At 62.0% G+C, this 20,730-nt stretch carries 18 protein-coding genes; 14 read left to right on the top strand and 4 right to left on the bottom strand.

The window, feature by feature from the left end:
- Positions 1–110: 110 nt before the first annotated feature.
- On the bottom strand, positions 111–659 hold the full coding sequence (locus tag JaAD80_RS00860; RefSeq protein WP_180979244.1) for a Spy/CpxP family protein refolding chaperone: 549 nt from the start codon (positions 657–659) through the stop codon (positions 111–113).
- 186 nt (positions 660–845) lie between these two features.
- On the opposite strand from JaAD80_RS00860, the gene JaAD80_RS00855 reads away from it, so the two are divergent.
- The 5 genes from JaAD80_RS00855 to JaAD80_RS00835 all read left to right on the top strand — a co-directional run bounded on the left by JaAD80_RS00855 (position 846) and on the right by JaAD80_RS00835 (position 8,460).
- Entirely contained in the window at positions 846–1,574 is a 729-nt protein-coding gene (locus JaAD80_RS00855; protein WP_035824023.1) for a response regulator, read from the top strand.
- Entirely contained in the window at positions 1,571–2,929 is a 1,359-nt protein-coding gene (locus tag JaAD80_RS00850) for an ATP-binding protein (RefSeq protein WP_102292481.1), read from the top strand. Before JaAD80_RS00855 ends, JaAD80_RS00850 begins: the two co-directional genes overlap by 4 nt.
- A gap of 87 nt (positions 2,930–3,016) precedes the next feature.
- The gene (locus JaAD80_RS00845) at positions 3,017–4,192 is read left to right on the top strand and encodes an efflux RND transporter periplasmic adaptor subunit (RefSeq protein WP_102292480.1); all 1,176 of its coding nucleotides are present in this window, start codon (positions 3,017–3,019) and stop codon (positions 4,190–4,192) included.
- Complete coding sequence (locus JaAD80_RS00840) at positions 4,189–7,299, top strand: efflux RND transporter permease subunit (RefSeq protein ID WP_102292479.1); 3,111 nt, start codon at positions 4,189–4,191, stop codon at positions 7,297–7,299. Before JaAD80_RS00845 ends, JaAD80_RS00840 begins: the two co-directional genes overlap by 4 nt.
- 354 nt (positions 7,300–7,653) lie before the next feature.
- Entirely contained in the window at positions 7,654–8,460 is an 807-nt protein-coding gene (locus JaAD80_RS00835) for a hypothetical protein (RefSeq protein ID WP_102292478.1), read from the top strand.
- Positions 8,461–8,537: 77 nt separating this feature from the next.
- Here JaAD80_RS00835 and yihA read toward each other — a convergent pair whose 3' ends face one another.
- Positions 8,538–9,281 (bottom strand): ribosome biogenesis GTP-binding protein YihA/YsxC, encoded by a 744-nt coding sequence (gene yihA / locus JaAD80_RS00830; protein ID WP_071325653.1) that lies wholly within the window; start codon positions 9,279–9,281, stop codon positions 8,538–8,540.
- 186 nt (positions 9,282–9,467) lie between these two features.
- Between yihA and JaAD80_RS00825 the strand changes: the two genes are divergently transcribed.
- The 5 genes from JaAD80_RS00825 to JaAD80_RS00805 all read left to right on the top strand — a co-directional run bounded on the left by JaAD80_RS00825 (position 9,468) and on the right by JaAD80_RS00805 (position 15,385).
- Positions 9,468–10,157 carry a cytochrome c gene (locus tag JaAD80_RS00825; RefSeq protein WP_102292477.1) on the top strand — a complete coding sequence of 230 codons (690 nt, stop codon included), beginning with the start codon at positions 9,468–9,470 and terminating at the stop codon, positions 10,155–10,157.
- A gap of 186 nt (positions 10,158–10,343) precedes the next feature.
- The gene (locus JaAD80_RS00820; RefSeq protein ID WP_102292476.1) at positions 10,344–12,440 is read left to right on the top strand and encodes a cytochrome c biogenesis protein ResB; all 2,097 of its coding nucleotides are present in this window, start codon (positions 10,344–10,346) and stop codon (positions 12,438–12,440) included.
- Positions 12,441–12,507: 67 nt separating this feature from the next.
- Entirely contained in the window at positions 12,508–13,659 is a 1,152-nt protein-coding gene (gene ccsB / locus JaAD80_RS00815) for a c-type cytochrome biogenesis protein CcsB (protein ID WP_102292475.1), read from the top strand.
- Positions 13,660–13,744: 85 nt separating this feature from the next.
- Positions 13,745–14,722 carry a protein-methionine-sulfoxide reductase catalytic subunit MsrP gene (msrP, locus tag JaAD80_RS00810; RefSeq protein WP_102292474.1) on the top strand — a complete coding sequence of 326 codons (978 nt, stop codon included), beginning with the start codon at positions 13,745–13,747 and terminating at the stop codon, positions 14,720–14,722.
- Positions 14,723–14,731: 9 nt separating this feature from the next.
- Complete coding sequence (locus tag JaAD80_RS00805) at positions 14,732–15,385, top strand: sulfite oxidase heme-binding subunit YedZ (protein ID WP_102292473.1); 654 nt, start codon at positions 14,732–14,734, stop codon at positions 15,383–15,385.
- A gap of 7 nt (positions 15,386–15,392) precedes the next feature.
- On the opposite strand, the gene JaAD80_RS31950 is transcribed toward JaAD80_RS00805, so the two are convergent.
- Positions 15,393–15,635: a lipoprotein gene (locus JaAD80_RS31950; protein WP_102292472.1), complete on the bottom strand. Its 243-nt coding sequence runs from the start codon at positions 15,633–15,635 to the stop codon at positions 15,393–15,395.
- On the opposite strand from JaAD80_RS31950, the gene cyaY reads away from it, so the two are divergent.
- A complete protein-coding gene (gene cyaY / locus JaAD80_RS00795) occupies positions 15,634–15,963 on the top strand; it encodes an iron donor protein CyaY (protein ID WP_102292471.1) in 330 nt (109 codons plus the stop codon). The genes JaAD80_RS31950 and cyaY overlap by 2 nt on opposite strands.
- Positions 15,964–16,136: 173 nt before the next feature.
- Here cyaY and JaAD80_RS00790 read toward each other — a convergent pair whose 3' ends face one another.
- Positions 16,137–18,482: a penicillin-binding protein 1A gene (locus tag JaAD80_RS00790; protein WP_102292470.1), complete on the bottom strand. Its 2,346-nt coding sequence runs from the start codon at positions 18,480–18,482 to the stop codon at positions 16,137–16,139.
- A gap of 294 nt (positions 18,483–18,776) precedes the next feature.
- On the opposite strand from JaAD80_RS00790, the gene pilM reads away from it, so the two are divergent.
- The 3 genes from pilM to JaAD80_RS00775 form a co-directional block, all read left to right on the top strand.
- Entirely contained in the window at positions 18,777–19,424 is a 648-nt protein-coding gene (gene pilM, locus JaAD80_RS00785) for a pilus assembly protein PilM (protein WP_102292469.1), read from the top strand.
- Complete coding sequence (locus JaAD80_RS00780; protein WP_102292468.1) at positions 19,421–20,005, top strand: PilN domain-containing protein; 585 nt, start codon at positions 19,421–19,423, stop codon at positions 20,003–20,005. Before pilM ends, JaAD80_RS00780 begins: the two co-directional genes overlap by 4 nt.
- 17 nt (positions 20,006–20,022) lie before the next feature.
- Positions 20,023–20,730: type 4a pilus biogenesis protein PilO (locus JaAD80_RS00775; protein ID WP_102292467.1), on the top strand; the 708-nt coding region annotated here is incomplete at its 3' end.

The following is a 20,730-nucleotide window of genomic DNA, read 5'->3' as shown; positions in this document are numbered from 1 at the left end:
GGCAGGTCGGGGTAGGTCGGGTTAGCCCGCCAGGGCGTAACCCGACACCACCGCACACCGCAACAATGTTGTCGGATTACGCGGCGTTCCGCCGCTAATCCGACCTACGTTCAGCCTGCTTTATGGTGTGCACCATGACCACGATGGTGGCCGCGCCTGCCGCCATCTTTGCCACCAGGCACGCTGTCATCCAGCACTTTCTTCTGTTCCGGCGTCAGCACCGCGTAAAACGTTTTCAGCGCAGCCAATCGGCTTTCCTGGCTGGCGATGCGCTCCTTCGACATGGCGATCCACTGCTCCATGCGTTCCGGCGCCGACAGCTTGGCCATGGCTTCGCGCTTGGCTTTCCAGTCACCCATCGGTTTTTTCGGCGCGTTGGCGGCCGTGAACGTGGCCCAGGCCGGTTCCTGCGCGGCTGTCAGCTTCAGTTTGTCATGCAAACGGGCCTGGTACTTGGCCATGCGTTCGGCGGGATTGCCGCCACGTTCGCCGCGCGGGCCGCCACGGTGGCCTTCATGCATGGGCTTGGCCTGGGTACTGGCAGCTGGCGCGCTGGCGGCCGCTTCCTGGGCGTGGACGGTCAGCGATGCCGCACCCATGCTCAGCACGCTCATGGCGATGATCACATTCTTGCGCAAGGTTTTCATTGAGGCGTTCATCTGGATTCCTTTATAAGTATTGAGAAATGTACATGTGCTGCACATGAATCCATGTTGGACGCGCCATGTTTCCCCGAAGTGTCCGCTGCCAGACAGTTTGTATCTATATGTTTCTTCGGCTCCCCTATATACAAGACGATACAAATGCGCTGTGCAAGCCCTGGCGAAGTGGGGATAATTCATTCTATGGAACCCACTTCTACAATTCTCATCGTCGACGATGACCGCGATATCCGCAGCTTGCTGGCGGACTACCTGGAAACCAACGCCTACCGCACCCTGGGTGCGGCCGATGGCACGGCCATGTGGAAAATCCTCGACGAAACGCGGCCCGATCTGATCGTGCTCGACTTGAACCTGCCCGGCGACGACGGCCTGACCCTGTGCCGCAAGCTGCGCGCGCAGTCGACGGTGCCGGTGATCATGTTGACAGCGCGCAATGAGCCGCTGGACCGCATCCTGGGCCTGGAAATGGGCGCAGACGATTACCTGCCGAAACCGTTCGAGCCGCGCGAATTGCTGGCGCGCATACGCAGCGTGCTGCGCCGCAGCCATGCCATGCCATCGAACGTGCCGTCGGACAAGGCCCAGCAAATCCGCTTTTCCGGCTGGACCCTGGACCTGACGGCGCGCCATTTGCTCAATCCCACGGGCCTGGTGATCATGCTCTCGGGGGCGGAATTTCGCCTGCTGCGCGTGTTCCTGGAACACCCGAACCGCGTGCTCAACCGCGACCAGCTGCTGAACCTGACACAGGGCCGCGATGCGGATCCGTTCGACCGTTCGATCGACATCCAGATCAGCCGCTTGCGGCAAAAGCTCGGTGAAGATGCGCGCTTGCCGCAAATTATCAAAACCGTGCGCAATGGCGGTTATGTGCTGGCCGGGCAAGTCAATGTGGAGCCGCACGCGTGAAGGCCTTCCTGGGGTCGATGACGGGCCGGGTCTTCATGTTCTTGTTGATCGGCATTGTCGCTTCGGCCGCGCTGACGCAGTGGCTGGCCGTGGGCGAACGCCAGCGCGCCATCGAGCAATACCGCGATTACCACGCCGTTGAGCGGGCCGAGCAGCTGGTGATGGCGGCCGACGTGGTGCCGATGGCCTCGCGCGCGGCCTACCTGAAGGTGGCCAACAAGGGCAGCGTGCGCCTGGAACTGCGGCCCGAGACGGAACACAAGCCGGGCTCGCCCACGGAATTTTCCACTGCCCTGCAAGCCAAGCTGGGCGAAGGCTTCAAGGTCACCGCGCTGGCCGAGCGTCCGGCCGCCTGCATCGAGCCGCGCAAATCGCCGGGCATGTTCGGCGCCAAGCCATGGGGCGGCACTTGCGAGAATCTCGACGTGCGCATGCAGGATGGCCACGTGCTGCGCCTGATGGTGCTGCCGCCGCGCCAGCAGCCCGCGTTCAACGAACATAACGACTGGATGACCCTGTTGCCATTCCTGATCAGCATTGCCATCCTTGCCTATCTGGTCACGCGCATGACCATGCGTCCGCTCAAGCAGCTGGCGCAGGCGGCGAAAGACCTGGGCAACGACATCAACCATCCGCCCCTGACCCTCTCGGGCGCCAGTGAAATCCGCCAGGCCAGCGCCGCCTTCAATGCCATGCAGGCACGCATCCGCCAGCATATTTCACAGCGCACGCAGATGCTGGCCGCCATCACGCACGACTTGCAGACGCCGCTGACGCGCTTGCGCCTGCGCCTGGAAAAAGTGGCGGATACGGAATTGTACGACCGCCTGGTGGGCGACCTGTCCGCCATGCAAAGCATGGTCAAGGAGGGCCTGGACCTGGCCCGCTCGATGGACAGCACGGAAGCGATGCAGGCGCTGGACCTTGATTCGCTGCTCGACAGCGTCTGTTCCGATGCGGCGGATGCCGGCCAGAAAGTAACGCTAGACGGCCGTGCGGGCATGGCCCTGATGGCGCGCCCCATCGCCATGCGCCGCTGCCTGGTGAACCTGATCGACAACGCCGTCAAATATGGTGCGTATGCGCAGGTGACCGTCGAGCGCATTGCCGGCGCGGCACGTATCCGCATCCGCGATGGCGGGCCCGGGATTGCGCCGGACCAGCTGGCGAAAGTGTTCGAGCCGTTCTACCGCATCGAGACTTCGCGTTCGCGCGAATCGGGCGGCACCGGCCTGGGCCTGACGATCGCGCGCAATATCGCCGAGCAGCATGGCGCCACGGTCTTGCTGGCAAACCATGCCGAGGGTGGACTGGAAGTCACCCTCATCGTGCCAGAGTATTACGCTGGAAAGTGAGCATTTCCATGCGACAATATTGCGGTTTATGCCCTCTGGCAACTACATTCAACCTGCAGCCCTGCGCTGCGACAGCGTGACAGAACAATGAAAAAGACTAGCCTGGCAATCGTGGTGGGTGCGGCCCTGTGTATCGGCGGCGGTATCTGGTATTTCAATCATCAGTCCGCCGGGTCTGCCGCTGGCCAGGATGGCAAAGGAGGCAAGGGCGGCATGCAGGCGCCCACCACCGTCAGCGTGATCAAGCCGCTGCGCCAGGATGTGCCGATGCTGCTGCAAGCGAACGGCAGCGTGACGCCGATCAGCAGCGTCGATTTGCACCCGCAGACCACCAGCACGATCACCAAGGTGCATATCCGCGAAGGCCAGTTCGTCAAGCAGGGCGAGCTGATGTTCACGCTGGACGCGCGCAGCGAACACGCGAATGTGGACAAGGCGCAGGCGCAAGTGTTGCGCGACCGCGCCTCGGTGGCCGATCTGGAGCGCCAGCTCAAGCGCAACCAGGATTTGCTGAGCAAGAATTTCATCGCCCAGGGCGCCGTCGATACCCTGCAAAGCCAGCTCGACGCGGCGCGTGCCCTGCTGGCCGCCGACCAGGCTGCATTGCGTGCGGCCCAGGTCGATTCCAGCTACACCGTCCTGCGCGCGCCGCAAGGGGGCAGGGTGGGGGCCATCAGTGTCTACGCGGGCAGTCTCGTGCAGCCGACCACGTCGCTCACCAGCATCACCCAGCTCGACCCGATCGACGTGGCGTTCACCTTGCCGGAAAGCAGCTTGTCGGCCTTGCTGGCGGCGCAAAAGGCGGGCGAGGTGCCCGTCACGGCATTGCTGGCAGACGCTGGCGGCAAGCAGCTCGACGGCAAGCTGAGTTTCATCGACAACGCTGTCGATCCCACCACGGGCGTGATCAAGGTCAAGGCGCGTTTCAATAATGGCGGCACCGACTTGTGGCCTGGCCAATATGTGAATACGCAGCTGACCGTGCGCACCCTCAAGGATGCGCTGGTCATCCCGCAAAACGCCATCATCACCAATACCACCGGCATTTTCGTCTACTCGATGGAAGCGGACAACACGGCGAAGATGCGCAAGATCGCCCGCGTGTACGCGTTCGGGCCGAATGCCGTCGTCACGGGCTTGAACGGCGATGAGCAAGTCATCGTCGATGGCAAGCAAAACCTGCGTCCGGGCAGCAAGGTGCGCCTGGCGGACAAACACAAGGCCGCCGATGGCGCCGCCGCAGCGCAGGGCAAGCCAGCATGAACCTGTCCGAACTGAGCATCCGCCGCCCCACCATGGTGGTGCTGCTGTCCCTCTCCATCATCCTGGCCGGCGTGCTGGCCTATCTGCAGATTCCCGTGGCGGCCTTGCCGAGCTATAACACGCCCGTCATCAACGTCAGCGCCGACCTGGCCGGTGCCAGCCCGGAAACCATGGCGTCCTCGGTGGCCTTGCCGCTGGAAAAGCAGTTTTCCACCATTTCCGGCCTCAGCCTGATCACCTCGACTAGTACGCTGGGCAACACCTCGCTGACCCTGGAATTTGACGCCAGCATCAATGTCAATGAAGCGGCCGTCGACGTGCAGGCGGCTCTGCTGCGCGCGCAGCGCCAGTTGCCCACGGAAATGACGGACTTGCCGTCCTACCGCAAGGTCAATCCGGCCGACGCGCCGGTGCTGTTCATCCAGTTGACCTCGCCATCTTTGAACTTGTCGGACCTCAACGATTACGCGGAAAACCTGATCGCCCCGAGCCTGTCGACTTTGCCTGGCGTGGCCCAGGTCATCGTCAATGGCCAGAAGCGCTTTGCCGTGCGCGTGCGCGCCCGTGCCGACCTGATGAATGCGCGCAACCTGACGATGGACGAGCTGGCCACGGCGCTGCGCACGTCGAACACGAATTCGCCGCTGGGCATTCTTGACGGCCCCAGCCAGACGCTGACCATCCAGGGCAATCCGCAGATGATGAAGGCGGCCGACTTTGCCGAGCTGATCGTCGCCACGCGCAATGGCCAGCCCGTGCGCCTGAAGGAAGTTGCCGAGGTCGAAGACAGTTTCCAATCGATCAAGGCGGCCGGCAGTTTCAATGGCGAGCGCTCGATCAGCCTGATGGTGCAGCGTCAGCCGGACGCCAACACCGTGCAAGTGGTCGATGGCGTGCGCCGTTTGCTGCCCGGCTTCAAGGAACAATTGCCCCAGTCGATACAGATCAGTCTGGTCAATGACCGCTCGCTGTCGATCCGCGAAGCCATCCACGATGTCAACCTGACCCTGGCCCTGACGGTGGTGCTGGTGGTGCTGGTGATCTTCCTGTTCCTGCACCGCGCGGCTGCCACCTTCATTCCGGCCGTGACCATGCCCATCTCCCTGCTGGGCGCGCTGGCCCTGCTGTACTGGCTCGGCTACAGCCTCGACAATGTGTCCCTGCTGGGCATTACCCTGGCCGTGGGCTTGGTGGTCGACGATGCCATCGTGGTGCTGGAAAACATCGTGCGGCATATCGAGATGGGCAAGAAGCCCATCCGCGCCTCCCTGGACGGGGCGAAAGAGATGGGCTTTACCATCATTTCGATCTCCGTCTCGCTGGTGGCCGTGTTCATCCCCATCTTCTTCATGCCGGGCGTCATCGGCCTGCTGTTCCACGAGTTCGCCGTCGTCGTCTCGCTGGCCGTGCTGGTGTCGGCCATCGTCTCGCTGACCCTGGTGCCGATGCTGGCCAGCCGCTTCCTGCCGGCCGACTCGCGCGAGCACAACGACAGCGACCCCAGCCATGGTGAAAAGAGCTTCATCGGCCGCCATTTCGAAGCGGGCTTTACGCGCTTGCGCAATGGCTATGTGTTCATGCTCGACAAGGCCCTGGCGCACCGCAACGTGGTGCTGGGCGTTGCCGTCGTCACCTTCGCCCTGACGGTAATCCTGTACAGCACCATCCCGAAAGGCTTCTTCCCCGAGGAAGACCTGGGCCAGATCCAGGTGAATACGGAAGCGTCGGAAGATATTTCCTCGGAAGCCTTGCTTGCCTTGCAGAACCGCATGGCCGAGGTGATCCGCGCCGACCCCAGCGTGCAGGACGTCACCTCCTTCGTCGGCGGCGGCAATACGGGCCGCATGTTCATGGTCTTGAAACCGCGCAGCGAGCGCCCGAAAATGCCCGTGGTGCTGGAAAACCTGCGCCGCGCGACCAGTGCCGTGCCCGGCATGGCCGTGTATTTCCGTCCCGTGCAAAACTTGCAGCTGGGCGGGCGCCAGAGCAAGAGCCGCTACCAGTACACCTTGCAAAGCGTCAGTCCCGACGCCTTGAATGACTGGGCTGAAAAATTTATTGCCGGCATGCGTGCCGATCCCGCCTTCCGCGACGTTACCAGCGACTCGCAGATCAAGGGTTTGCAAGCCTCGCTGAAAATTGACCGCGACAAGGCCAATTTGCTCGGTGTGCAGATGTCCGACATCCGTACGGCCCTGTACAGCGCCTTTGGCGAACGTCAGGTGTCGACCATTTATTCCTCGGCGGCCAGCTATTACGTGATCCTGGAAGCGGCCACGGCGGACCGCCAGTACGACGATGCGCTCACGCGCGTGTCCGTGCGCAGCAAGTCGGGCGAATTGGTCAAATTGTCCAGTATTGCTCGCGTGGAACGCACGATCGGTCCCACGTCCGTGAATCACCAGGGGCAATTGCAGGCTGTAACGATCGCCTTCAACCTTGCGCCGGACGTGCCGCTGGGCATCGCCACCGGCAAGATCGACGTGATGTCCAAGGACATGAACTTGCCGGCTTCCATCATCACGCGCTACGGTGGCGACGCGGCCGTCTTCCAGAGCTCGCAGGCTAGCCAGATCATCCTCATCATCGCCGCGCTGGCTGTGATCTATGTGCTGCTGGGCGTCTTGTACGAAAGCTACATCCACCCGCTGACCATCCTGGCCGGCTTGCCGTCGGCGGCCGTGGGCGCGCTGCTGACCCTGCGCCTGTTCAATATGGACCTGACCATGATCGCCATCATCGGCATTCTGATGCTGATCGGCATCGTCAAGAAGAACGCCATCATGATGATCGACTTCGCCCTGCATGCGCAGCGCAATGAAGGCATGAGCCCGCCTGAGGCCATCCGCCAGGCGTGCATCCTGCGTTTCCGCCCCATCATGATGACCACGGCGGCGGCCCTGATGGGCGCCTTGCCGATCGCCCTGGGCCTGGGCGCGGGCGCCGAACTGCGCCAGCCGCTGGGCCTGGCCGTGGTGGGCGGCTTGATTTTCTCGCAAGTCATTACCCTGTTCATCACACCCGTCATCTATCTGTTCCTGGACAAGTTCAGCGGCACGGGGCCGTTGACGGACGAGCAACTGGTCGCACTCGACAACAAGGCTTGAGTGTTGCCATGACCCGTAAGCGGCGCGCCCTTCCCCTGTGAATGGCGCGCCGCTTTTGTATGGGCCATGATACATACGGTAACAACCGTCAAGAGTCGGCTCGGGTACTCTGGCTAGCGCTGCAAGGAATGCCGCTATCCTGTACGCTTCGGGTTGGAAATGCCGAGGAAGTGTTCCCAAAAGCAAGGGACTCTGGCACTATGGCTGCCCTGTAAGATTACTTTTGTCGCTACACAGAAAGCACGATTCATTTTGCATGACACGACCCATTTGCTGGCTGCCGATTCCGATATTTGTCCCACCTGCGGGCAAGTGATCCAGCCACCACCGGCCTACGGGTCCAGGACCAGCACCATGCGCAAGGTGGCGCTTGGCGTGTCCGTCTTGCTGCACGTGCTGCTGGCGGCGTATGTGCTGTTTCGTAGCGACAAAATCGAAAAGATTCCACCGCCGAAGAAGGAAAGCGCGATGGTCTACATCGCGCCCCTGAAGGACAAGCCGCAACCGAAGCCGCAACCGAAACCCACGCCCAAGCCGAAGGACACGAAAGTGGCCAAGGTGAAACCGCCACCTGCACCAAGCAAGCGCGTGGTGACGAAAGACGTGCCGCGCGACAAGCCGAAACTGGAAACATTTACGCCGCCGCTGGTATCGAAAGTGCCGTTGCCGCCGCCGCCGGCTGAAGACATGAGCTCGATGATCGAGCAGCGCCGCAAGCAGCGCGAAGCGCAAAATCCCGCGCCGCCGGCCGAAGAAAGCGAAAACGACCGCGCCATGCGCGTGGCCAAGGCGAATATCGCCGGCGCGCAGGGACGCAATTCCGGCAGTGACCGCGAGGATTCGGGCGGGGTGTTTTCCATCGTCAACCAGACGTCCTTCAGTGCCGAAGTCAAGTTCAAGGGCTGGAATGGCAACTTCAAGCGCAACTGGCTGAAGCAGGAGAAAGTCGAGCTGGGCAACGAACCCGATATCGAAACGGCCATCCTGAAGAAGATGATCCAGCTGATCCGTGCCGAAAAACCAGGCGACTTCGTCTGGGAATCGCGGCGCCTGGGGCGCAACGTCAACCTCAGCGCGCGGGTCGAGGATACGGCCGAGCTAATGGCCTTCCTGCGCCAGGAATTCTTTGGCGACAAGCGGCCAGGGCCGGGAAGGCGCTAGGCGGTCGCAAGACTGACGGCAATAAAAAAGGCTGCACCGCGTGAGCGGGCAGCCTTTTTGCTTGCCGCTGCCGATAATCAGGCGGGCTTGTCGGTTCCGGCTTCCGGCTCGACGTCGTCTTCCATCTCGATCAGCTCGACCATCTGGGCGGCGCCGTCTTCGCTGATGCCGGCCAGTTCCATGATCTTGTCATTGGCTTCTTCGATGCCAACGCGTTTCAGGGCCGAGAACAGCTGCACCGTGAACGGGAAGCCGATACCGTCTTCGTCCACATAGCTGTCGAGCTTGGCCTTGGCCTGGCGCAGCGCGTTGACCGATTCATTGCGGTTGAGCTTATCGACCTTGGTCAGGATGCAGTGGATCGGCTTGCCGGTCGGGGCGAACCATTCCAGCATTTGAATGTCCAGGTCGGTGAACGGGCGGCGCGAATCCATGATCAGGATCAGGCCGGCCAATTGTTCGCGGCGCTGCACGTAGTCGCCCAGCAGGCGCTGCCAGTGCAATTTCGCCGAGCCCGACACTTCCGCGTAGCCGTAGCCCGGCAAGTCGACCAGCAGGCATTCGATCTCTTCGACGATGGTGGCATCCTTGCGGTGCTGCGCCACGTGGGCGCCGCCGATGGAGAAGTAGTTGATGTGCTGGGTACGGCCAGGTGTCTTGGAGGCGAACGCCAAGCCTTTCTGATTACACAAGATGTTGATGGCGGTCGATTTACCGGCATTGGAGCGGCCGGCAAAAGCGATTTCCGGCACCGTGGTATCGGGCAGGTCACGCAGTTGGTTGACGGTCGTAAAGAAGCGGGCTTGCCAGAGTTTTGACATGGGAGTAGTAAAGCAACAAAAGGGAGCGATAAGGGAGCGATAACGCCAAGAAGCTATTGTACAATAAGGGGTTGTTTATTGTTGCCGGCGTAGCAGCGATGCGGCTTGCGGCCCTGAAAATAAAGCAAAAATCCCCAGGGCGCGGCAATGTCCACCACTAATTTCTCACTGTCTCAGGGTGCCTGAATGAATCGTGCGTTTTCACCGTTTGTCCACTCCATGCTGCTCGCTTTGCTGGCTGTATCGGCAACTGCCTCCGCGGTCGAAGCACCGAAACCAGCTGCCGCGCCAGCGGTCGCCGTCAAGGCCGATGCGGCCAAGGGCGCCACCCTGTACGCCGATGGCGATGCGGCGCGTGGTTTGCCCGCCTGCGTCTCCTGCCACGGCGCCGCCGGCAATTCGACCATCTCGGTCAACCCGAAACTGGCCGGCCAGCACGAAAGCTATATCTACAAGCAATTGGTCGACTTCACCACGCCGCAGCGCAACCAGCCCGTCATGACGACGTACGCGAAGATGCTGAGCGACGCCGACAAGAAGAATATCGCCGCCTATCTGGGCACGCAGCTGTCCAAGCCGGGTGCCGCGAAGAACAAGGATACGATCGACCTGGGCAAGAAAATCTACCGTGGCGGTATTGCTGCTAAGCAAGTTGCGGCCTGTGCCAGCTGTCATGGCGCGACGGGCAATGGCATTCCCGTCCAGTATCCGCGCATCGCCGGCCAGCACCAGGACTACACGGTGGCCCAGCTGACCCTGTTCCGCAGCACCAAGGCGGATGCCCGCAAGAACAGTGCTGAAATGCACACCATCGCCGCCCGCATGTCGGATGACGAGATTGCCGCCGTTGCCGATTACATCGCCGGCCTGAAGTAAGTTTTCATAGTGGCAAGAGATTGCCACGCGTTCCAGCGCACATGAACAAGGGCGGCCGTCTCAGCGGGCTGCCCTTTTTTATGGCAAGGGCCAAACAGTAGTATGCTGCCGCCTTGCGCGGAGAAATTATGTTTGCTCCATGCCTCATTTTCTTGAAGATTGCATATCCCGTATGAGTAACAACGTATGAGCACAGGCACGACCGGAATCGAGTTAAAGACCCAACGCCGCAGCCTGGCTGAATTCGTCGAGCTGGTCTCGTCGATGCGCTTTGCCATCAGCTTGCTGACCCTGATCGCCGTCGCGTCCGTCATCGGCACGGTGCTCAAGCAGAACGAGCCCATGCCTAATTATGTGAACCAGTTCGGGCCGTTCTGGTTTTCCGTCTTCGACAAGCTGAGCCTGTATTCCGTGTATTCGGCATGGTGGTTCCTTGTCATCATGGGTTTCCTGGTCGCCTCGACCTCGCTGTGCATCGTGCGCAATGCGCCGAAGATGCTCAAGGACATGCGCAGCTGGCGCGACAATGTGCGCGAGCAATCGTTGCGCAACTTCCACCACAAGACGGAATGGCAGGCGCCGCTGCCGCGCGCCGTGCTGGCGCAGCAGATGGTCATGCGCCTGAAAGACGCCGGCTACGGGGCCAAGGTGGTCGAGAAGGACAACGCCACCCTGGTGGCCGCCAAGCGCGGCGCAGTGAATAAATGGGGCTATATCTTTGCCCACGGCGCCATCGTCATCATCTGCGTGGGCGGCTTGCTCGATTCGGAAATGCCGATCCGCGTACAACAGTGGTTCTTTGGCAAGACGCCATTTGCCGGCAGCGGCGTGATCGCCGAGATTCCCGCCCAGCACCGCCTGAGCCTGTCGAACCCTACCTTCCGCGGCAACACCATGATTCCGGAAGGCTCGTCGAGCAACACGGCCATCATCCCCCAGGCCGATGGCGTACTGATCCAGGATTTGCCCATTACTATCTTGCTGAAGAAATTCCACATCGATTTCTACAGTACGGGCATGCCCAAGCTGTTTGCCAGCGACGTGGTCGTCACCGACCATGAAACGGGTGAGAGCTTTCCGGCCACCATCAAAGTCAACCAGCCGCTGCTGTACAAGGGTCTGGCCCTGTACCAGTCCAGCTTTGAAGATGGCGGCAGCAAGCTCAAGTTGACTGGCTTCCCCATGACGGGCAAGACGACGAAACGCTTCGACATCGGCGGCGAAGTGGGCGGCAGCACGCCGCTCGAGCGCAGCGATGGCAATTCCTACACGGTGGAATGGTCAGGTTTCCGCCCGTTCAACGTGGAAAACCTCAGCGCCGGCCAGGATGTGCGCGCCGTCAGCAAGGCGGAAAGTTTTAACGAGAAATTCTCCGTCGGCCTCGACAAGCGTCTGGGTTCGGCCGCGAAGAACGCCAATAACAAGGATCTGAAGAACGTGGGACCGTCGGTGCAATACAAATTGCGCGACAAGACGGGCCAGGCGCGCGAGTACCAGAATTACATGCAGCCCGTGACGGTCGATGGCGCCACGGTATTCCTGGCAGGCATGCGCGTCAACCCCAGCGATCCGTTCAGCTACCTGCGCATTCCCGCCGACGACAATTACAGCGTGACGGAATGGATGCGCTTGCGTGCCGCGCTGCAAGACCCGGAACTGCGCCAGCAGGCCGCCGCCCGCTATGCGGCGCGGGCCATGCCGCAGCCGGGCGCGGAAGCGCTGCGCAGCCAGTTGCAGGAGTCGGCGGCGAAAAGCCTGGGTATCTTTGCCGGCAGCGGACAAGAGGGCGGTTTCCTCGCCATTTCGCGTTTCCTGGAGAAAATTCCAGCCGCCGAGCAAGAAAAGGCCGCCGACATCTTCATGAAAATTCTCAATGGCAGCCTGTGGGACTTGTGGCAGGCGGCGCGCGCCAAGGATGGCTTGAAAGCCATCGAGGCCGATGACAAGCATGGCCGCTTCCTGCAACTGGCGACGAATGCGCTGTCCGACAGCTTCTTCTATGGCGCGCCCGTGTACCTGCAGCTCGATGACTTTACGGAAATTAAGGCGTCCGTGCTGCAGGTGACGCGTTCGCCGGGCAAGAGCGTCGTCTACCTGGGCTGCCTGTTCCTCGTGATCGGCGTGTTTTCCATGTTCTATATCCGCGAGCGCCGCCTGTGGGTGTGGATCAAGGATGGCGAGGGCGGCAGCGACGCGCTGATGGCCATGAGCACGCAGCGCAAGACCCTGGACTTTGAAAAAGAATTTGAGAACTTGAAGGCAAAGCTGCCGCAATCGGCGTAAGCTGCGCTGAGTTGAATGAGCTGAGTTGCGGCACGGCACGGCGCGGTGGCCGGGAATGGAGAAAATGATGGAAATTGCAAACAAGCAAATATATACGCAGGAACCGGGATTCTTTAAACGCCTGAGCCTGATTGACTGGGTGTACGGCGCCGGCTTGCTGGCCGCCGCGCTGTTCGGCCTGGTTCGCTTTGGCGCATTCATGGATATCTATGAAAAGGCCATCCTGCTGGCATCGGCCCCCACCTTTGCGTGGCTGGGCTGGTACTGGAAACCCGTGCGCTGGCTGATCCCCGTGGCGGCCGTGCTGTCGCTGTTCGCCATCGAGCTGTACGCGGGCCACCTGGACATGGCGAACCAGAAATTCTTCCTGAAATATATCTTGTCCAGCCAGTCCGCCATCTTGTGGATGGGCACCTTGTTCGTGCTGTCGACCCTGTTCTACTGGATCGGCCTGGTGGCGCGCTCGGAATTTGGCTCGTCCGTCGGCTCCCTGCTGTGCTGGGCTGGCGTGGTGCTGGGCCTGACGGGCATGCTGGTGCGCTGGTACGAGTCTTATCTGATCGGTGCCGACGTCGGCCACATTCCCGTGTCGAACCTGTATGAAGTGTTCATCCTGTTCTCCCTGATCACGGCCATGTTCTACCTGTATTACGAGCAGCATTACGCCACGCGCCAGCTGGGCGCCTTCGTCATGCTGGTGATTTCGGCCGCCGTCGTCTTCCTGATGTGGTACACGGTCACGCGCGACGCGGCCGAGATCCAGCCGCTGGTGCCGGCCCTGCAAAGCTGGTGGATGAAGATCCACGTGCCGGCCAACTTCATCGGCTACGGCACGTTCGCGCTGTCGGCCATGGTGGCATCGGCCTACCTGCTCAAATCGAGCGGCTACCTGGTCGACCGCCTGCCATCGCTGGAAGTGCTCGATGACGTCATGTACAAGGCCATTTCCGTCGGCTTCGCTTTCTTTACGGTAGCCACCATCCTGGGCGCCCTGTGGGCGGCCGAGGCTTGGGGCGGCTACTGGTCGTGGGATCCGAAGGAAACGTGGGCGTTGATCGTTTGGCTCAACTATGCGGCCTGGCTGCACATGCGCCTGATGACGGGCTTGCGCGGTCGCGTCGCCTCTTGGTGGGCGCTGGTGGGCTTGCTGGTGACGACGTTTGCTTTCCTGGGCGTCAATATGTTCCTTTCAGGCCTGCATTCTTACGGAAAGTTGTAATTGCTTTTTGCATGACAGAAGCGTCATGAACGGCCCGGAAAAACTGGTGTAAGGTTATATCCAATCACCTTTTTCCGGAGCCGCCATGTTGATCAAGCGCAGTCCCAACGGCATTGAGTTGCCGTATTCTTCCGAAATCACGCCGCGCGCCGTGTTTGAATCGCGCCGCAGTTTCATCAAGCAAGTGGCGTTGGGCTCGATCTCCAGCGCGGCCTTGCTGGAAATGGCCAGCCGCGAAGCATTCGCGCAGGGCACCAATCCGAAGCTGGCCGCCAAGCTCAATCCCGCCTATTCGGCGCTGGAAAAGCAGACGGCCTACAAAGACGCCACCACCTACAATAATTTCTATGAGTTCGGCACGGACAAGAGTGACCCGGCGCAAAACGCGGGCACCTTGCGCACGCGGCCGTGGACGGTCAGCATCGAAGGCGAAGTCAAGAAGCCGATGACGCTCGATCTCGACGCCCTGCTGAAGCTGGCGCCGCTGGAAGAGCGCGTCTACCGCCTGCGCTGCGTCGAAGGCTGGTCGATGGTGATACCGTGGATCGGTTATTCCTTCTCGGAAATCATCAAGAAGGTCGAGCCGACGGGCAATGCCAAGTATGTGGAATTCATCACCCTGGCCGACAAGAAGCAAATGCCGGGCGTGGGCAGCCGCGTGTTGCAATGGCCCTATACGGAAGGCTTGCGCATGGACGAGGCGAACCATCCGCTGGCGCTGCTGACCCTGGGCATGTATGGCGAAACCTTGCCGAATCAGAATGGCGCGCCCGTGCGCATGGTGTTGCCGTGGAAATATGGTTTCAAGTCAGCCAAATCCATCGTCAAGATCCGTTTCGTCAAGGAACAGCCGCGCACATCCTGGAACCTGTCGGCGCCGTCCGAATACGGTTTTTACTCGAATGTGAACCCCAACGTCGATCATCCGCGCTGGTCGCAAGCTTCCGAGCGGCGCATCGGCGAAGACGGTTTTCTCACGCGCAAGCGCAAGACCCTGATGTACAACGGCTACAACGATGTCGCTTCGCTGTATGCGGGCATGGATCTGAAGAAATTCTTTTAAGGACGCCGCATGGCCATCAACCCCACAAGCAAGCAGCTGTCGCTGCTGAAAAGCCTGATTTTCCTGCTGGCGCTGGTGCCGTTCGCCCGCATGGTCTGGCTGACGTACACGGGGCAACTGGTGGAACCGCTGGAATTCATCACGCGCGGCACGGGTGACTGGACCCTGTATTTCCTCTGCATCAGCCTGGCCGTGACGCCGTTGCGCCGTTTCACGCAGTGGAACTGGCTGATCAAGCTGCGGCGCATGCTGGGCCTGTTTGCGTTTTTCTACGCGGCACTGCACTTCACGACCTTTTTATGGTTCGACCACTTTTTTGATGTGCAGGAAATGTGGAAGGATGTGCTCAAGCGTCCGTTCATCACGGTGGGCTTCATCGCCTTCGTGCTGTTGATTCCGCTGGCCGTGACAAGCACGAACGGCATGGTCAAGCGCTTGGGCGGCAAGCGCTGGCAGTGGTTGCACCGGCTGATCTATGTGATCGCCCCGCTGGGCATTTTGCACTTCTGGTGGATGAAGGCGGGCAAGCACAATTTCGCGCAACCGATACTGTTCGGTGTGATCGTCGCGCTATTGCTGGCAATGCGCGTCTATTTTGCCTGGAGCAAGCGCGCGAAAAGTGCCAGGGCAGCCGCGGCAGCCACCCCGGCACGCCGGATTTAAGTGCCGCTCAGGTCGCTGGTACGGCTGGTACGGCTGGTACGATAAGCGGTGGCGGCGGCACGGGAGCCGGCTCGACCGGTCCTTTTGCCGGCGCGCCCTTGGCCGCTGGCGGCTTGGGCAGGTACAGGGGGCCGGTCTGGCCGCAGCCTGCCAGGATGCTAGTAACCACAATGGCAATGCCGATATAAAACGCTGAGGATGACTTCACGATTAGAATCACGGTTTGATTAAGATCTTTGGAGTGTAGCATGAGCGAATCGGAATTCCTGGCCCTGGCCGAAGCCACCCTGACCCAGATCGAGGCGGCGCTGGACCGGCTGAACGATGAAGACGTGCTCGACGTCGAATGCAGCCGCAGCGGCAATGTGCTGGAAATCGAGTTCATCGACAACGGCACGAAAATCATCGTCAACAGCCAGGCTCCCATGCGCGAAATGTGGGTGGCGGCCCGCTCCGGCGGCTTCCACTACAAGCGCGTGGGCGACACGTGGCTCAACACGCGCGACGGCTCCGAACTGTTTGCGGCCCTGTCCGCCATGGCCAGCGAACAGGCGGGTGCGACTGTGGTGTTGAAATAATCCTGTCAGCCGCATGCAATAAAAAAGGGCAGCCCGCATGGGCTGCCCTTTTTTATTGCTGAAACGTAGGTCGAGTAGCGCGCAAGCGCGTAATCCGACAACATTGTTAGCGTCGGGGGGTGGATTACGCGGCTTCGCCGCTAATCCGACCTACCCGATCCACGAAATTGCCGTCAGAACAGCTCGTTCTTCACGGCTTCCTTGGCCTTTTCTTCCTCCGGCGTGCCGCGCGCCGCGCCTTCCAGGCTACCCACGCCCGTGCCTGGCGGGTTTTCCGCATAGTAGTACTCGTCGCCCACGTGGATCAGGCCTTCCGGCACGGCGCGTTCCTCGACGGGAATGCTTTTCAGCGCTTTCGCCATGTAGTTGATCCAGATCGGCAAGGCCAGGCCACCGCCCGTTTCGCGGTTGCCCAGGTTGCGCGGCTGGTCGTAGCCGATCCAGGCGATGCCCACCAGCTTGGCCTGGTAGCCGGCGAACCACGCATCGATGGAATCGTTGGTGGTGCCCGTCTTGCCGGCCAGGTCAGGGCGCTTCAAGGCCATGGCTTTATTAGCCGTGCCGAAACGCACGACGTCATTGAGCATGCTGTTCATCATGAAGGCGTTGCGCTCGTCGATGACGCGGTTGGCTTCCTCGCCTGCCAGGTCCGGCTTGGCTTGCGACAGCACGTTGCCGTCGCTATCGGTAACCTTGGCGATCAGATACGGGTTGATTTTGTAGCCGCCGTTGGCGAACACCGCATACGCGCCCGCCATCTGCAGCGGCGTGACGTTGCCGGCGCCCAGGGCCAGGGTCAGGTAGGGCGGGTTCTTGTCCGCGTCAAAGCCGAAGCGCGTGGCGTATTCCTGGCCATACTTGGCGCCGATCTTGTGCAGGATGCGGATGGAAATCATGTTCTTCGATTTCATCAAGCCCTTGCGCATGGTCATGGGACCGTCGTATTTGCTGTCGTAGTTCTTCGGTTCCCACGCCTGGCCGCCCGTCTGGCCCGCGTCGAACGAGATCGGCGCATCGTTGATGATGGTGGCCGGCGACAGGCCCCGCTCCAGCGAAGCGGAATAAATGAAAGGCTTGAAGGCGGAACCGGGCTGGCGCCATGCCTGCGTGACGTGGTTGAACTTGTTGCGGTTGTAATCGAAGCCGCCCACCATGGCGCGGATGGCGCCGTCCGTGGTGCTGGCCGAAACGAAGGCCGATTGCACTTCCGGCATCTGCGTCAGGACCCAGCTGCTGCCTTCCTGCATGACGCGGATCACGGCGCCGCGCTTGATGCGGCGGTTCGGCGCCGCTTTTTCCGACAGCCAGGCCGCGCCAAAGGTCAGGCCGGGACCGGTGATGGTGATTTCCTCGCCGGCCGAGGTGACGGCCTGGATGGACTTGGGCGAGGCCTGCAGCACCATGGCGGCGATGATGTCGTCGCTGTCCGGATGGTCGGCCAGTTCCGTCTCGATGGCATCGTCCGCTTCCGCCTTGGTTTTCGGAATCTCGATATACGCTTCCGGGCCGCGGTAGCCGTGGCGTTTTTCGTAATCCATGACGCCCTTGCGCAGGGCCAGGTAGGCGGCGTCCTGGTCGGCCTTGGTGATGGTGGTGTAGACGTTCAGGCCGCGCGTATAGGTGTCTTCCTTGAATTGCTCGTAGACCAGCTGGCGCGCCATTTCCGATACGTATTCCGCGTGCACGCCAAAGGCGCTGCTGTCGGTCTTCACTTTCAGCTCTTCATTTTTGGCTTCTTCGTACTGCGCCGGCGTGATGTAGCCCAGCTGCGCCATGCGCTGCAGGATGTATTGCTGGCGCATGCGCGCGCGCTTCGGGTTGACGACGGGATTGTAGGCCGAGGGCGCCTTCGGCAAGCCGGCCAGCATGGCCGCTTCTGCCACGGTGAGGTCCTGGATATTCTTGCCGAAATAGATTTGTGCAGCCGAGGCGAAGCCATAGGCGCGCTGACCCAGATAAATCTGGTTCATATACACTTCCAGGATCTGGTCCTTGCTGAGGTTTTTCTCGATCTTCCAGGCCAGCAAGACTTCATACGCCTTGCGCTTCAGGGTCTGTTCGCTGGAGAGGAAGAAGTTGCGCGCCACCTGCTGCGTGATGGTCGAGGCGCCTTGCTTGGCGCCGCCCGTCAGGTTGTGCAGGGCTGCGCGGGTGATGCCCAGATAGTCGACGCCGCCATGCTCGTAAAAGCGGTCATCCTCGATGGCCAGCACGGCTTTCTTCATGACATCGGGGATATCCTTGATGTGCACCATGTTGCGACGCTCTTCGCCGAACTCGCCGATCAATACGCTGTCGGAGGTGAAAATGCGCAGCGGCATCTTCGGCTTGTAATCGGTCAGGGTATCGAGCGCCGGCAGGTTCGGATACGCCATGGCCAGGCCGAATACCACCAGCAACACGCCGACGACGCCCAGGCCCAGGAACGATGCCAGGGCCATCAGCAGGAAGCGTTTGGGTTTGCTGCCCTTCTTGGGCGGTTTCGAGCCAGCGTTGCCGGCGGGGGATGAAGATGTCATGCGTATCGTGTCTTTCAGTAAATTTATGCCGCTCAATTATAAGCGAGCTTGCCGGGGCCGCCGCACGGCTGGGCGCTGGCCTGGAGGCCAGACGTGCGTTGCCGCTACTCTATATAAGCGTGTCTGAGCCTGCTGGCAACCAGGATTTGGTAACAATTATTCTGCGCCAGATCACGGCAGGGCCAGATAAGGGCAGGGCGCCGCAAGCGCGGGCGTGAAATCCGTATACAAGGGCCCGGCGCGGGGGCTAGGATTTCGGATGGCCGCAGCCTTTTCCTTGGGCGGCATATCCCCATGAAAAAGATATCCATACCCAACTTTCTTGGCATCGGCCTGCTTGGCCTCGACATGGCGGACGATGCCGTGCGCGTGGTCGAACTGGGACGCCGGCGCGGCACCGTGGCGTGCCGTCATTGCGGCACAGCCGTGCTGCCGCAGGGAATGATGCTTGAGGGAAATGTCGAGGACAAGACCGGCCTGGCGGCGGCCATCCGCCAGGCTTGCCTGAACAGCGGCAGCGGCTGCACCAGGGTGGCGCTGGCCATGCCGGCCACGGCGCTGATCACGCACGCGATCCGCTTGCCGGCGGGCTTGCCTGACGAGCAACTGGAAATCCTGGTGGAACTGGAGGCGGCGCAATACATGCCGTTTGCGCTGGAAGATGCGCGCCTGGATTTTTTCGTGCTCGGGCCTGCCCCCGCCCTGCAGAACCGGCTTGACAAGGAAGCCGGCGAGATCGACGTGCTGCTGGTGGCGGCGCGGCGCGCCAGCGTGCAGTGCCGTCTCGATGTGGTCAAGGCGGCAGGCTTGCAGGCCGTCATCATGGATAGCGAGGCGCTGGCGCGGCAGGCGGCCCTTATGCAGGGTGGCTGGCAAGCCATGCCCGCTGGCCAGGCGTACCAGGTGGCCTGGGGCCTGGCCTTGCACCGCTTCGCCCGATGAAGGCCGCGGCGCAGCTGGCGCGCATCAATCTCTTGCCGCACCGCCATGCGGCGCGGCGCCGGCGCGCACAGGCACTGCTGTGGCTGCTGGCCGGCGGCGCCTTGCTGGGACTGCTGTTGAGCGCGCTGGCGGGCGCCTGGTTGCAGCACCGCCTGGATAAGCACCTGCAGCGCCAGGACGCAGCGCGGCGCGCCATGCGGCAGGCGGAAACCGTGCTGGCCACGGGCCAGCAGGTGCGGCGCGACACGGCCGCGCTGCTGCTGCGCCAGCAAGCGATTGCCGGGTTGCAAGCGCAGCGTCCTGCCTGGGTGCGCATGCTGGTGCTGCTGGCGCGGGCGATGCCGGCCGGCGTCGCCCTGCACAGTGTGCGCGAGGAAGCAGCGATGGTGCGGCTGCAGGGGCATGCTGTGTCGCAGGAGCAAGTGGCGGCGCTGCTGCTGGCGCTGGAAGAGGCGGCACCGTGGTCGCGGCCGGAACTGCTGGAAGTGCGCGATGCGGCAGGCGCCACGGCAGGCGGCGCGGTGGCGTGGACGGTGCGGCTGGCGTTGGCAAGCGGTGACGCGCCGGCGCCGCGACCCTGATCCCGAGGAGACAGAACATGCTGAGCTTGAAGACGGCGTCGCAGTGGCCGCTGCGCGTGCGGTTTGCCTGCGCCACCCTGGCCGGGGTGCTGGTGGCCGCCCTGCTGTACCTGGCCTGGCTCGATGGGCTGGTTGCCGCGGTGCAGGTGGCGCAGGGGGAAGAGGCCCGCCTGCGCGCCGGCCTGCTCCTGGCGCAAGCGAGGGTGGGGCAGTTGCCGCAATGGCGCTTGCAGCAGCGCCAGGCGGGCGCCGAACTTGCCCGCCTGGAGCAGCAGCTGCCCGACCAGCAGGCGATGGCGGCACTGTTGAGTGACATCAATGCGGCGGGCCAGGCGCGCGGCGTGCAGTTTTCCCTTTTCAAGCCCGGTGCCGCCCGGCCGCAGGCGCATTACGTCGCCTTGCCGATCGCCATCCAGCTGCGCGGCGGCTATCACGCCATGGGCGCCTTGCTGGCCGACCTGGCGCGCTTGCCGCGCATCGTCACCGTGCATGAGCTGGTTTTGACCGCCGGCAAGGATCGTCTGCTGACCCTGGATGCCGTGCTGCACGCCTACCGCTTGCCCGAAGCGCAAGAGCGGGCGGCGCAAGCGGCACTGGCGCCGAAGCCAGCGGCGCCAGCCCCAGTACCGGCGGCGCTGGCCTGGCAGCCGCTCGTCGACGTGGACGTGCCGCCCTACGAGGCCGCCGGCTTTGCCGACCCGTTCGGCGCCTTGCCCGTGGCGCAG

Source organism: Janthinobacterium sp. AD80 (assembly GCF_002878455.1).
Classification (GTDB): Bacteria; Pseudomonadota; Gammaproteobacteria; order Burkholderiales; family Burkholderiaceae_D; genus Janthinobacterium.
This window is presented reverse-complemented; position numbering and strand designations above follow the sequence as displayed.